The organism is Rhizobium sp. BK376 (genome assembly GCF_004341625.1).
Classification (GTDB): domain Bacteria; phylum Pseudomonadota; class Alphaproteobacteria; order Rhizobiales; family Rhizobiaceae; genus Rhizobium.
On record NZ_SLZG01000009.1, the window covers coordinates 120,143 to 133,567 of the forward strand.

Below are 13,425 nucleotides of genomic sequence, written 5' to 3' on the forward strand. Positions count from 1 at the left end.
CTTCCTTTGAGTTGGGGGATTGGACAGATGGAGTATGCACGAGACGGAGTGGAGACGTTAGCGCGATCCTCCTAGCTTCTTGTCCGATCCTGCAAAAATGCAGAAAGGCGGCCCTAGGGCCGCCTTCCATTGTCGTTTCTGCCGATTTTCTCAGGCTGCCAGCGAGGCAATGTCGATGACGAAGCGGTAGCGCACGTCGCTCTTCAGGACGCGTTCGTAGGCTTCGTTGACGTCCTGGATGTTGATCTTCTCGATCTCGGAGACGATGTTGTGCTTGCCGCAGAAATCCAGCATTTCCTGGGTTTCCTTGATCGAGCCGATCATCGAGCCGGAGATGCTCTTGCGGCCTGGGATCAGCGAGAAGGCATGGACCGGGATCGGATGTTCCGGTGCGCCGACGATGACCATCGAGCCGTTGACCTTGAGGAGGCCGAGATAGGCGTTCCAGTCGATCGCAACGCCGGCCGTGCAGATGATCAGGTCAAAGGTGCCTGCGAGCTTCTTGAAGGTCTCTTCATCGCTCGTTGCATAATATTCCTTGGCGCCGAGCTTCAGACCGTCTTCCTTCTTCGACAGCGACTGAGAAAGAACGGTGATGTCGGCACCCATGGCAGCGCCGATCTTGACGCCCATATGGCCGAGGCCACCCATGCCGACGATGGCGACCTTCTTGCCGGGGCCGGCCTTCCAGTAGTGCAGCGGCGAATAGAGCGTGATGCCGGCGCAGAGCAGGGGAGCAGCGGCATCGAGCGGCAGATTGTCCGGGATCGACAGGACATAACCTTCCTTGACGACGATATGGTCGGAATAGCCGCCCTGGGTGCGCGTCTTACCGTCGATTTCGAACTCGTTATAGGTGCCGACAAGACCGGGCATATATTGCTCATTGTCGACGTCGCGGGTGGCGCAGCCGACGCAGCTGTCGACGAAGCAGCCAACGCCGACGCGGTCGCCGACCTTGAATTTCGTGACCTTGGAGCCGACGGCGGTCACAATGCCGGCGATTTCATGGCCGGGGACGATCGGGTAGACGGCGTTGTGCCACTCGTTGCGAACGGTATGGATGTCGGAATGGCAGATGCCGGCAAACTTGATGTCGATGACGACGTCGTCTTCCTTCGGGTCGCGGCGCTCGAAGGTGAACGGGGTCAGCGGCTTCGAGGCGTCAGTTGCGGCATAGCCTTTTGCGATGGTTGGCATGCGTAGTTTCCTTCTTGGCAGGAGGGTGGAAGGGACGGCGGACTATATGCCCCGACTTGCCGAACATGTGGTATAGCGATCCTGCAAGCTTCTTGTACGATCCTGCAAATCTCCTTGCGCGGACCTCTCATTCGCGTGATGATGACCCCAAGTTTACATCGCCTAACATCAAGAAAACAAATGGTAATGTTATGACGTTACATATCGGTCCATTCGATGAAATGATATCGCTCGTTGCCCGTTTCGCCGAGAGGGACGGGGATTCCGCCACCGCGATCGAGAACCTGCACGTCTTCAAGGGCAGCTGCCCGACGCGCCTTCAACATATGGCCTACAAGCCTGGATTTTCGCTGATCCTGCAGGGCAGCAAGCGGCTGATGGTCGGCTCCGATGTTCATATGTATGGCGCCGGCGAGTATGTTCTGACCTCCCTCGACCTGCCTGTGGCGTCGCATGTAACCGAAGCGACGCCAGATATTCCCTATCTCTGCTTCACCCTTTTCATCGACAGCGAGAAGCTGAACGAACTGCTGCCTCGGACCAGCATTACGCGCCTGGCCACCCCGGCGGATGACACCCGTGGCCTTGTGGTCAACATTGCCCCGCCGGACCTTCTCGATGCATCGACCCGACTTTTGCGCCTGCTGGACAAGCCGGAGGATATTCCGGTCATGGCGCCGTTGATAGAGCGGGAGATATCCTACCGGCTGCTGACCGGTCCCGATGGTCCACGCCTTCTCAACATGATGCTGTCCGAAAGCCAGAGCCACAAGGTCCTGCGCGCCGTCTCATGGCTGCGCACGAACTTTGTCCAGTCGCTGCGCATCGAAGAGCTGGCCGAGCATGTGAGCATGAGCGTTTCGTCGCTGCACCATCACTTCAAGGCGGTGACGGCGATGACCCCGATGCAGTATCAGAAACAGCTCCGCCTGCACGAGGCGCGCCGGCTGCTGCTGACCGAACGTCTTGATGTCGGGACTGCCGGCTATCGCGTCGGATACCAGAGCCCGTCGCAGTTCAGCCGCGAATACAGCCGGCTCTACGGCCTGCCGCCGCTGAAGGATATTGAAGCCATGCGCGGACAGATCGCCGCCGAATAGCTCTCCTTTTGATGCGCCGCAGCATCGAATTCTGCTTGACGCAGAATATCGACTGAGCGATAACGCGCCACGAACCGTACCGTACGGTACGTATTTGGGAGTGGCGATCGTGCCAAGTGATGCAGGACAGGTAGGCGAATTTTCGCCTCGACAGAACGCGGTTCTGGAGCAGGCATTGCGCCTGCTCGTCGACGGCGGCGAGAAGGCGCTGACGACATCAGGCGTGGCGCGCGCGGCCAATTGCTCAAAGGAAAGCCTCTACAAGTGGTTCGGCGATCGCGACGGGCTGCTGTCGGCGATGATCGCCTATCAGGCGAGCAAGGTCAGGACCTTCGAGCGCAATGGCGAGCGGCTGACCGTCACCAGCCTTCACGATCACCTGGCGATTTTTGCGCGTGACCTGCTCGAGGTGCTGGCGGGCGATGTTTCACTCGCCTTGAACCGGCTGGCGATCGGTCAGTCGCATCGCGACGGCTCCAAGCTCGGCAAGCTTCTTCTGGAGCGCGGCCGCAGGCAGATCGATCGGCGGGCGATGGCGCTGATCGATGCCGGAAAGCGGGCAGGGCTCTTGCGTTTTACGAATGCCGACGAGGCCTATCACACGCTCTACGGCCTCGTGGTTTCGGATCTGCATGTGCGCATGCTGCTGGGCGAACCAGGTCTAAAAGATACCGCAATGCAGGCGGAGAGAGCGGTGAGCGCTTTTCTCCGGCTCTATGGCTCCGAAAAGGTTTTGGCGGAAGCGACCGCGACCGTCTGATCATCTGAACTAAACAGACAAGCGAAGGGAAGGAACTTCAAATGCGCGTCTATTACGATCGTGATGCCGATCTCAACCTCATCAAGGCAAAGAAAGTCGCCATCATCGGCTATGGTTCGCAGGGCCGCGCCCATGCGCTGAACCTCAAGGATAGCGGCGCACAGAACGTTGCGATCGCGCTGAAGGCCGGTTCTGCCACCGCCAAGAAGGCTGAAGCCGACGGCTTCAAGGTCATGACCGTTGCCGAAGCTGCTGCCTGGGCCGACCTGATGATGATGGCAACCCCGGACGAACTGCAGGCCGACATCTACAAGAGCGAGATCGCCGGCAACATCCGTGACGGCGCTGCTATCGCCTTCGCACACGGCCTGAACATCCATTTCGGCCTCATCGAGCCGAAGGCTTCGGTCGACGTCGTCATGATCGCTCCGAAGGGCCCGGGCCACACGGTTCGCGGCGAATACCAGAAGGGTGGCGGCGTTCCCTGCCTCGTTGCCGTTCACCAGAACGCTTCCGGCAACGCGCTTGAACTCGCGCTCTCCTACGCTTGCGGCGTTGGCGGCGGCCGTTCGGGCATCATCGAAACCAACTTCCGCGAAGAGTGCGAAACCGACCTCTTCGGCGAACAGGTCGTTCTCTGCGGCGGTCTCGTCGAGCTGATCCGCGCCGGTTTCGAGACGCTGACCGAAGCCGGCTACGCTCCGGAAATGGCCTATTTCGAATGCCTGCACGAAGTGAAGCTGATCGTCGACCTGATCTATGAAGGCGGCATCGCCAACATGAACTACTCGATCTCGAACACGGCTGAATGGGGCGAATACGTCTCCGGTCCGCGCATCATCACGGCTGAAACCAAGGCTGAAATGAAGCGCGTCCTGAAGGACATCCAGACCGGCAAGTTCACCTCGGACTGGATGCAGGAATACCGCGCCGGCGGCTCGCGCTTCAAGGGCATCCGCCGCTTGAACGACAGCCACCAGATCGAAGAAGTCGGTGCCAAGCTGCGCGGCATGATGCCCTGGATCGGTAAGAACAAGCTGGTCGACAAGGCTGTCAACTAAGCGATTTCAATCCATGCGATTGCAGAAGGGCCGGGGCGCAAGCTCCGGCCTTTTCAATTGTGAACGCGATGCGCTTTCTCGATAACGTTGACCGTCATCTTCCGCGATTTCACGCCCGTAGTCTGGCGATCTGTGGCTCGACGACCGCTGGGAAGAGTTCGGGATTGGCAAGAGCCCGCGCGGACAGCATCGCTCCATGGACCGAGGCCATCAGAATTTGCGCTTCTTCTTCCGATGACCGGTCCAGCCGAAACTGGCCCTCTGCGACGCCGGCCTCCAACACCGAGACTAGCCATTCCGTCAGATGCCGGAAATGCGCACGCACGCCTGATGCCACATCCTCCGGCAACATCTGCATCTCCGCTGCGAGCATCGCACAGATGCAAAACGGCTCAGCAGAATCGCGGATACATGCCTGCCAATAGTTCAGATAGGCCTGCAGCTGTTCGAGGGGGCTCATTCCACTTTCGCGGAGCGAGCTCAAGCCGGCTCTAGCGCGTTGCGCATATTGCTCCACTAATACGGCGACCAATTCCGACTTCGTCGGAAAATGATGGTGTATGCTGGCCTTTCTAATGCCGATGGCATCCGAAATATCGGCATAGCTGAAACCATTGTAGCCGCCAGCTCCAACGAGAAGCTGGGCGACGTCCAATATTTTCTGTGATGTCGTGGGTTCCATAAAACGCGCCCTACCTTCTAGTAGAATTGCTGTCAAGGCCGAACGTCCATCAACTCCTTCACTAATATTTGCGCTCGCGAGCCCGGATTCTCCTCCGGAGAGTTGCTGCGATCGATTGACAGAAATTGATGATCTACCTACTAGTAGGATGACAAACCAAGGAGACTAACATGCAAGGTCAATCTTCCAATCCATCCCAATGGCTGCGATCCTATTATTTCGCCCGTGCCATATTTTCGATCGCGTGGGTCGCTGCCGCCGTGGCATTGGCCGGTCAGTCGGCTATCGCATCCGTATTGCTCGTCATCTACCCGGCATGGGATGCGGCGGCTAATCTTGTCGATGCTCGGGTGAATGGTGGTCTGAAGGCAAACCCTTCCCAGACGCTGAATGTGGTTGCCAGCACCATAGTGACGGTCATCGTTATCCTGGCTGTCATGAAGGATACTTACGCCGTTCTGGCGGTCTTTGGCGTTTGGGCCATTTTGTCGGGCATTCTGCAGCTCTACACGGGCGTCCGCCGCTGGCGTTCTTATGGAGCGCAGTGGGCGATGATCCTGAGCGGGGCGCAGTCAGCTCTGGCCGGTGGCTTCATGATCAAGCAGTCTTTCGGCATCGTCCCGCCGACGATCCTCGACGTCGCTCCCTATGCGGGTTTTGGCGCGTTCTATTTCCTGCTCTCGGCGGTCTGGCTGACGGTCGCAGCCAATCGCAAGACGAGTGCAAGAGCCTGAAAAGCGGCTCGCCCCGCCGGGCGAGATCGATGTAATTTGTCAGTACCTTATGTCCGCTCCAGGCGGACATAAGGTTTATAAGGTCGCAGGTCCCAGGGTCTTCCAGACGAGACGCCTTGGTGCTTGGCAGTTCTCAAATCGACCGCCGCCCTGCCACTGCATGGTAGAGCCACAGCACCACGACCGCTCCGATGACTGCGACTACCAGGCTATAGATATTGAAGCCGGTGACGCCGGCTGCGCCGAAGAAGCTGAAGATGAGACCGCCGACGATCGCTCCGACGATGCCGAGCACGATGTCCATCAGCATTCCCGAGCCACTCTTGTTGACGATCTTGCTGCCGATAAACCCGGCGATCAGACCAAGAATTATCCACCCGATTACAGACATTTGGCATTCCCCTCCTTGATTGCCCGGGCATTCGAGCCATTTCACTTTATGCTAAATAAAGAAACTATGAAATCACTGTTGCGGTGGTTTCATTCGGTCGTCTCACTTCTGTTCCGCCAATTGATTTTGGGGAAAATACGAGAGGAGAATGGCATGGGTATCTTTGACGACGCCGTCCCGGGCGGCAGCATCTCGAAACCGATCATGATCGCGCTCGGCGCGCTCCTCGTCGGCAAGCTCATGAGCGGCAGGGGCAATCCGGATCCTGCTGCAGACCCTCGGCAGCAAGCCCCGCAAGCCAATGACGGCGGATTGATGGGCGGTCTTGGCGGTGTCTTGGGTGGCGGCCTTGGTGGTTTGCTCGGCAAGTTGACCGAGGCGGGGCAGGGCTCTGTTGTGGATTCCTGGGTGAAGCCCGGGCCCAACCAGCCGATCGCTCCCGGCAATCTCGAAAATGCGCTCGGTTCACAAACGATCAGCGATCTGGCCCGCCAGGCCGGTGTGAGCGAACAGGAACTCCTTCGTCAACTCTCCACCGTGCTGCCGGGCGTGGTAGATAAACTGACACCGCAGGGGCAGATCCCGGATCAGGGTCGGATCGCCGCGCTGCTGCAGCAGTACTGACACTGCGATATCTAGCCTTGCGACAAGAGAGGCCCTGCTGCCGGTTCGGGAGCGGGGCCTTTTTTTGACTGTTACCAGCGATTTACCCTGCTGTTGCCCGCGGTAGATCCCCGGAGATTTGCGGCCCTGTTGCCGCCTACACCGCGCTTCGCTAGATTTTTTCCGACTGTTGTCGAAATCCTGCCCGTTCGGACGACATTGGTTCAGCGGCGCATCGAGGCCGCTCTCAACAGAGGAGACCTTTCATGCAATATATGATGCTTATCCATGCGAACGAAGCGGGTTTTGCGGCCCTGCCGAAGGATCAAGTCGAGCAAGCGCTCGGCGCTTACACCGCCTATACGGAAGCGCTGAGAAAGGCTGGCGCCCTGGTCGATAGCAATCGTTTGCAGCCGACCGCTGCGTCCACAACGGTGCGCGTCGCCGATGGCAAGACGCAGGTTCTCAACGGCCCCTATGCCGAGACCAGAGAGCAGCTTGGCGGTTATTATCTGATCGAAGCGCCAGATCTCGACGCGGCGATTTCCTGGGCAGCGCGCTGCCCTGGCGCTTCGCATGGCACGATGGAGATTCGGCCTGTCTGGGCGATGTATTCTGCTTAAGCGCGTGTTAAGCGCGTGATAGCGGATCACGACAATCAGGCGCATGAGGCGGCCGCGGCTGCGGCGCGCCGCAGCTATGGCCGCCTCGTCGCCTTCCTGAGCGCTCGTACGCGCGACGTCGCGGGAGCCGAGGACGCTTTGTCCGATGCTTTCGTTGCGGCACTCGCCGATTGGCCGAAAAACGGTGTGCCGCGCAATCCGGAAGCCTGGCTGCTTGCTACGGCGCGGCGGCGCTCGATTGATGCCGCACGGCGACGGCAAACCGCAGCCAAGGGCAGTGGCCAGGTCCAGTTTCTGGCCGAAGAGATGGCGGCGATGGCCGAGGAATCGGCATCGATTCCGGACGAGCGCCTGAGCCTGATGTTTGCCTGCGCCCATCCGGCGATCGAGGCTTCGATCCGCGCGCCACTGATCCTGCAGACCGTCCTCGGCTTCGACGCTGCGACCATTGCCTCCGCCTTTTTGGTGGCGCCGGCGACCATGGGGCAAAGGCTCGCTCGAGCCAAGGCCAAGATCAGGCTCGCGGGCATTCCGTTCCGTATGCCCGAACGCGAGGATATTGCGGAGCGCCTGGACGCCGTGCTCGCCGCGATCTACGCGGCTTTCACCGAGGGGTGGAGCGATCCGGCCGGCGCTGAAGCAAAACGGCGCAATCTCGCCGAGGAGGCCATCTGGCTCGGCCGGCTCGTTGTCGAACTGCTGCCGAACGAGCCGGAAGCGCTCGGCCTGCTGGCGTTGATGATCTATTCCGCATCGCGGTGGCCGGCGCGCCGTGATGCGGACCGCGAATTTGTGCCGCTCGGCGAGCAGGACCCGGCGCACTGGGACGACCGCCTGATCGGGGAAGCGGAGGCCCTGCTGACCCGCGCGCACCGGCTTAACGCGGCCGGCCGCTATCAGCTGGAGGCCGCGCTGCAATCGGCGCATGTCGCGCGGCGGCTCGGCCGCGGCGTCGATTGGCCGGCCATCGTCACGCTTTATGACGCGCTCTGCAGCCTGACCGGCTCGCCCGTCGCCGCGATCAATCGCGCCGTGGCGCTGGCGGAAACGCAGGGTGCCTTTATCGGTCTCGCCGCCCTTGACGCTATCGCTATGGACGAGCGGCTGGCAGAGTATCAGCCCTATTGGGCAGCGCGCGCCGATCTGCTGGCGCGAACCGGCGAACGCATTGCGGCGCAACAAGCCTATGATCAGGCGATCGGCCTTGAGGTCGATCCGGCAGTGCGGCGGTTTTTGCAGCGGCGGCGGGCGGCAGTCTGATATTGTAACGTGCAGCGCCGCTGCCTCAAACGCGCCCGAGACTGAAGTGCTGCGGCACCTCTTTTCCCATCGCTCCGACAGGTCCTTTCCGTTAAAGTCCCGGCATCCTTTGTCACTTCAAATAAAATAGGTCAGCATCGTTGACTTATTGTTTATTGCGTGATTTGGTCTTCTAAAGACAAAAAATTACGAGGAAGCCCCATGTTGAATTGGGATAATATCTTTGCGACGCGTTCCACCCGTATGCGCGCCTCCGAAATCCGTGAGCTGCTGAAGCTTTTGGAGCGGCCGGACATCATCTCTTTTGCCGGCGGCATTCCCGATCCCGCGCTGTTTCCGGATGCGGCTTTCAAGGAAGCCTATAACGAGATCTTTTCCAGCACGGCCGTCAACGCGGCGCTGCAATATTCCGTCAGCGAAGGCTACAAGCCGCTGCGCGAATGGCTGGTTGGCGAAATGGCAAAGCTCGGCGTTCCCTGCGAACTCGAAAACGTCTTCATCGTCTCCGGTTCGCAGCAGGGCCTGGATTACCTCGGCAAGCTGTTCCTCTCGCCGAACGATACGGCGCTCGTCACTGCGCCGACCTATCTCGGTGCGCTGCAGGCTTTCAATGCCTATGAGCCGACCTATGACCAGCTGACGCCGAACGGCAACCGCACGCCGGAAGCCTATCGCGCGACTGCGGAACAGGCTGGCGGCCGCGTCAAGTTTGCATATCTCTCGGCCGACTTTGCCAATCCGACGGGCGAGACGATCGATCTTGCCTCCCGCGAGAAGCTGATCGATCTCGCCGACGAGCTCGACATCGCCATCATCGAGGATGCCGCCTATCAGTCGCTGCGCTATGACGGCGAGGGGATCCCGCCGATCCTGGCGCTCGAAATCGCCCGCAAGGGCAACATCAACGATACGCGCACGATCTACTGCGGCAGCTTCTCGAAGACGCTCGCTCCGGGCCTTCGCGTCGGCTTCATCGTCGGCAATGCGCCCGTTATCCGCAAGCTGGTGCTGATGAAGCAGGCGGCCGACCTGCATTCCTCGACCATCAACCAGATCGCCATCGAACATGTCGCGCGTCGCGGCTTCGACGAACAGGTCGCCAAGGTCCGCAAGACCTACAGCCATCGTCGCGATTGCATGCTGGCAGCACTTGCCAAGTACATGCCCGAGGGCACCAGCTGGACGAAGCCGGAGGGCGGCATGTTCGTCTGGATCACCCTGCCAAAGGGCATGGACGGCGCCAAGCTGCTTGCCCGTTCGCTGGAAACCGCAAAGGTCGCTTTCGTTCCGGGCCAGGCCTTCTTTGCCGACGGCTCCGGCCCGAACACCTTCCGTGTCAGCTTCTCCTGCGCCAACGATCAGATGATCGACGAGGGGATCTCGCGGCTGGGCAAGCTGATCGCCAGCGAGATAGCTGCGCTCTAAGGGCTGGCATAGCGAACAGCTTTCGCTTACCGCTCAAGCTGTTCGCTGCCTTGCTCCTCACGCGCCCTTTATCTGCACATTGAAGATTTTGTGCGACTAAAGCGACCGAGCCTCTTTCCGAGCGCCCGGTTGCATCGACTCAGCCCGCGTTGCATGGTCCCGCCGGTTTGGAAGGTTAAGGGAAAGACCATGAGCGGGATCAAAGTCAGGGCAGCAACCCCATTGGATGTCGACGAGCTCGCGCGGCTGATGGCCGAGCTTGGCTATCCGACAACGTCGGAGAAAATGGCCGCCCGACTTGAGCGGGTGAGCGACCGCCAGGACTACGCTACATTTGTTGCCGATGAAGACGGTGCAATTGCGGGAATGATCGGCTTGTTTGTCTCTCCAACTCTCTATCGAGACGATCTTGACGGTGTCATCTCGGCCCTTGTCGTTTCTTCGGACTTCCGAGGTAGGGGCATCGCCGGACTATTGATCGATCACGGCGAGCGCTGGCTCTATGACCGTGGCGCCCGCCTCGTGTCAGTGAAACCCAGCACCCGCCGCGAAGACGCGCACCGCCTCTATAAGCGCTGTGGATATGAACATACCGGCTTGAGATTTACGAAGGTGCTTGAAGAGGTCGACGGATAACGGTTCGCGATGCTTTCAAAGCACCTGTTTTAGATCTGAACGGCTCAGATCCAGACGTCGTTCTGAGCCGTACTCTCGCCGCCTTCTTCGCCGGTATTTAGCGTGCCACGCGGCTCGATCAGCATCATCTGGACTTCATGTGCCGCATAAGGCTTATGTCGTACACCTTTGGGAACGACATATATTTCGCCCTTGCGCAGCAGGACGGCGCCATCCTCGAAGTCAATGCGCAGCTCGCCCTCTATGATGAGAAAAGCTTCATCGGTCTCCGGGTGATCATGCCAGAGGAAATCACCCTCGATCTTCACGACCTTGAACTGATAGTCGTTCATCTCGGCGATGACGCGCTGCTGCCATTGGTCGGAGAAGAGGGAGAGCTTTTCGGCGAGATTGATCGGCTTGTAGGTTTGGGGGGCGTTCGGCATCGGGGTCACCATTTGTTTTGATGGCGAGGGGATACCGGCTGCTAACGTTGTCGTCTTGAACGATTGTGCAGGCGGTTGCCGCGAGTCCCTTCGCCCCAGCGGGGAGAAGGTGGCCCGAAGGGGCGGATGAGGGGGCGGCACGGCAGGACGAAATTTGTTTCGCGCCTTGCCGCTTAACCCGTTCTTCCGTTGTGCCGCGTGGCCCCCTCATCCGGCTGCCGCCACCTTCTCCCCGGGGGAGAAGGGGATTCGCGGCGCCGTCCCGATCCCCTGAGACGGAGGAGAAGCGGTGCCGCTATTTCTGCAAATACGGCCCCAGCAGGCTCAAATCAGCCTCTCCCAACCGGTCGCTCGCGGTGTTGCGCTGGTGCCAGTAGGGATATTGCAGCCAGGGCAGGCTGACGTCGTCGAGGCGCTTGCGTTCCTCGGCGTTGAGCTTCAGATCCGCGGAAGCGAGGTTATCCCTGAACTGCGCTTCCGTGCGCCCACCGATGATGACCGATGTCACTCCCTTGCGACCGATGAGCCAGGAAAGCGCGACCTGTGCTGCCGAGACGCCGCGGCTTTCGCCGATTTCGACCAGCGCGTCGACGATGTTCCAGAGACGGTCTTCGTCGCGGATCGGCGGCTCGGTCCAGCCGGCGAACTGGCGGGTGCCTTCCGGTGCGGCCTGGTTGCGGCGATGCTTACCGGACAGCAGGCCGCCGGCGATGGGGCTCCAGACGAGGATGCCGAGGCCCTGGTCGATGCTGACGGGGATGAGTTCGTTTTCGGCATCGCGGGTTTCCAGCGTGTAGTGGATCTGCTGGCTGACGAAGCGCTCGCGCTTGTCCTTCTCGCTGACGCCAAGCGCCTTCATGATGTGCCAGGCGGAGAAATTCGAACAGCCGATATAGCGCACCTTGCCCTGGCGGATGAGCGTGTCGAGTGCTTCCATCGTCTCTTCGAGGGGCGTCTGTCCGTCCCATTCGTGGATCTGGTAGAGATCGATGACATCGGTCTTCATGCGCCGCAGACTCGCCTCACAGGCTTCGATCAGATGGTAGCGGGAGTTGCCGGCATCGTTTGGGCCGCTGCCCATCGGGAAGCGCGCCTTGGTCGCGACCATGACACCCTTCTTGCGCGGGCCGCCGATGATCTCGCCGAGGATTTCCTCCGATGCGCCCGAGGAATAGACGTCTGCCGTGTCGATGAAGTTCACGCCCGCATCGAGGCACATGTCGACGAGCTTGCGCGCTTCGGCAACGCCGACGGCGCCGACGGTCTTCGCCCAACCAACACCGCCGAAGGTCATCGTGCCCATCGTGATTGTCGATATCTTGAGGCCCGAACGGCCAAGCAAACGATATTCCATGTGTTTTCCTCCAGAAAATGGATTGTGGATTGGTCTGAAAATGGATGGTTTTAGCAAATAGAGGTCATACCGGAGCGTCAAGGGCAGAAGCCGGCTAAGACGGTGTCATAATCCGTTAGCTGCCTGTCACATTCATGTTAATCAGCCTGTCTAAGGAACCTCTCGAACCAGATGAGGATGCCATCATGAAAACGCTCGTTTCCACCGTCGCCGGCCTGCTCGCAGCCGGCTTCCTCTCCGTGTCGGCCCAGGCTGCCGACCTCGTGCTCTATACCAGCCAGCCGAACGAAGACGCCCAGGCGACCGTCGACGGTTTCATGGCCGCCAATCCCGGCATCAAGGTCGATTGGGTCCGCGACGGCACGCCGCAGATCATCGCAAAGCTGCAGGCCGAGATGCAGGCGGGCAACCCGGTGGCCGACGTTCTCCTCATTGCCGACACGGTCACGCTGGAGCGCCTCAAGGAAGCCGGCAAGCTGATGGCCTACAAGTCGCCGGAAGCCGCAAACTACGATGCAGCGCTCTATGATGCCGACGGCTACTACTATTCCACCAAGCTGATCACGACCGGTATCGTCTACAACACGGCCGCCGCGATGAAGCCGACGAGCTGGCAGGACCTGACCAAGCCGGAAGCCAAGGGCCTCGTCATCATGCCGAGCCCGCTTGCTTCGGGTGCAGCGCTCATCCACGCGCAGACGCTTGCCGGCGTCGACAACCTCGGCGGCTGGGACTACTACAAGAACCTCGCTGCCAACGGCGCGATTGCTGCCGGTGCCAACGGCGGCGTGCTGAAGTCGGTCGCATCGGGCGAGAAGGCCTACGGCATGATCGTTGACTACCTGCCGATCCGCGCCAAGGCCAAGGGTTCGCCGGTCGAGTTCGTCTTCCCGAAGGAAGGCGTATCGGCTGTGACCGAACCGGTCGCGATCCTTGCCGGCACCAAGCATGAGGACGCTGCCAAGAAGTTCGTCGACTACGCTCTGTCCGAAAAGGGCCAGGAAGGCTTCCTGAAGCTCGGCTACATCCCGGCTCGCAACGGCATGAAGCTGCCGGACGGTTTCCCGGCGCGTGACAGCATCAAGGTTTTGCCTGTAAATGCTGCTTCCGCCCTGAAGAACACCGATCAGGACCTCAAGACCTTCACCTCCTACTTCGGATCCAAGTGATC

15 protein-coding genes are annotated in these 13,425 nt (G+C 60.1%); 10 read left to right on the forward strand and 5 right to left on the reverse strand.

The genetic code is table 11. The features are described 5' to 3' along the window. Positions 1-150 precede the first annotated feature (150 nt). Positions 151-1,200, reverse strand: coding sequence for an NAD(P)-dependent alcohol dehydrogenase (locus EV561_RS21235; RefSeq protein ID WP_132524307.1), 1,050 nt, complete (start codon positions 1,198-1,200; stop codon positions 151-153). A gap of 191 nt (positions 1,201-1,391) precedes the next feature. Here EV561_RS21235 and EV561_RS21240 point away from each other — a divergent pair, with 191 nt between their 5' ends. From EV561_RS21240 to ilvC, 3 genes are all read left to right on the forward strand, one after another. Beyond that, entirely contained in the window at positions 1,392-2,300 is a 909-nt protein-coding gene (locus EV561_RS21240) for an AraC family transcriptional regulator (protein WP_132524308.1), read from the forward strand. 109 nt (positions 2,301-2,409) lie between these two features. Then, positions 2,410-3,060 carry a TetR/AcrR family transcriptional regulator gene (locus tag EV561_RS21245; protein WP_132524309.1) on the forward strand — a complete coding sequence of 217 codons (651 nt, stop codon included), beginning with the start codon at positions 2,410-2,412 and terminating at the stop codon, positions 3,058-3,060. A 41-nt stretch (positions 3,061-3,101) separates the two neighbouring features. Beyond that, on the forward strand, positions 3,102-4,121 hold the full coding sequence (gene ilvC / locus EV561_RS21250; RefSeq protein WP_132524310.1) for a ketol-acid reductoisomerase: 1,020 nt from the start codon (positions 3,102-3,104) through the stop codon (positions 4,119-4,121). A gap of 109 nt (positions 4,122-4,230) precedes the next feature. Here ilvC and EV561_RS21255 read toward each other — a convergent pair whose 3' ends face one another. Beyond that, complete coding sequence (locus tag EV561_RS21255; protein ID WP_132524311.1) at positions 4,231-4,803, reverse strand: TetR/AcrR family transcriptional regulator; 573 nt, start codon at positions 4,801-4,803, stop codon at positions 4,231-4,233. A gap of 170 nt (positions 4,804-4,973) precedes the next feature. Between EV561_RS21255 and EV561_RS21260 the strand changes: the two genes are divergently transcribed. Beyond that, positions 4,974-5,537: a DUF308 domain-containing protein gene (locus EV561_RS21260; protein WP_132524312.1), complete on the forward strand. Its 564-nt coding sequence runs from the start codon at positions 4,974-4,976 to the stop codon at positions 5,535-5,537. A 133-nt stretch (positions 5,538-5,670) separates the two neighbouring features. On the opposite strand, the gene EV561_RS21265 is transcribed toward EV561_RS21260, so the two are convergent. Further along, positions 5,671-5,928 (reverse strand): GlsB/YeaQ/YmgE family stress response membrane protein, encoded by a 258-nt coding sequence (locus EV561_RS21265; RefSeq protein ID WP_132524313.1) that lies wholly within the window; start codon positions 5,926-5,928, stop codon positions 5,671-5,673. Between the two features lie 153 nt (positions 5,929-6,081). Here EV561_RS21265 and EV561_RS21270 point away from each other — a divergent pair, with 153 nt between their 5' ends. From EV561_RS21270 to EV561_RS21290, 5 genes are all read left to right on the forward strand, one after another. Then, positions 6,082-6,552 carry a YidB family protein gene (locus EV561_RS21270; protein ID WP_132524390.1) on the forward strand — a complete coding sequence of 157 codons (471 nt, stop codon included), beginning with the start codon at positions 6,082-6,084 and terminating at the stop codon, positions 6,550-6,552. Positions 6,553-6,797: 245 nt separating this feature from the next. Beyond that, positions 6,798-7,154: a YciI family protein gene (locus EV561_RS21275; protein WP_132524314.1), complete on the forward strand. Its 357-nt coding sequence runs from the start codon at positions 6,798-6,800 to the stop codon at positions 7,152-7,154. A gap of 18 nt (positions 7,155-7,172) precedes the next feature. Next, positions 7,173-8,414 carry a DUF6596 domain-containing protein gene (locus EV561_RS21280; protein ID WP_132524391.1) on the forward strand — a complete coding sequence of 414 codons (1,242 nt, stop codon included), beginning with the start codon at positions 7,173-7,175 and terminating at the stop codon, positions 8,412-8,414. Positions 8,415-8,615: 201 nt separating this feature from the next. Further along, a complete protein-coding gene (locus EV561_RS21285; protein ID WP_132524315.1) occupies positions 8,616-9,839 on the forward strand; it encodes a PLP-dependent aminotransferase family protein in 1,224 nt (407 codons plus the stop codon). Between the two features lie 189 nt (positions 9,840-10,028). Then, a complete protein-coding gene (locus EV561_RS21290; protein WP_165927871.1) occupies positions 10,029-10,475 on the forward strand; it encodes a GNAT family N-acetyltransferase in 447 nt (148 codons plus the stop codon). 44 nt (positions 10,476-10,519) lie between these two features. Here EV561_RS21290 and EV561_RS21295 read toward each other — a convergent pair whose 3' ends face one another. Then, positions 10,520-10,900, reverse strand: a complete 381-nt coding sequence (locus EV561_RS21295) for a cupin domain-containing protein (RefSeq protein WP_132524317.1) — start codon at positions 10,898-10,900, stop codon at positions 10,520-10,522. Between the two features lie 295 nt (positions 10,901-11,195). Further along, positions 11,196-12,254: an aldo/keto reductase gene (locus EV561_RS21300; RefSeq protein WP_132524318.1), complete on the reverse strand. Its 1,059-nt coding sequence runs from the start codon at positions 12,252-12,254 to the stop codon at positions 11,196-11,198. 185 nt (positions 12,255-12,439) lie between these two features. On the opposite strand from EV561_RS21300, the gene EV561_RS21305 reads away from it, so the two are divergent. Next, positions 12,440-13,423, forward strand: a complete 984-nt coding sequence (locus EV561_RS21305; RefSeq protein ID WP_132524319.1) for an ABC transporter substrate-binding protein — start codon at positions 12,440-12,442, stop codon at positions 13,421-13,423. Positions 13,424-13,425 lie beyond the last annotated feature (2 nt).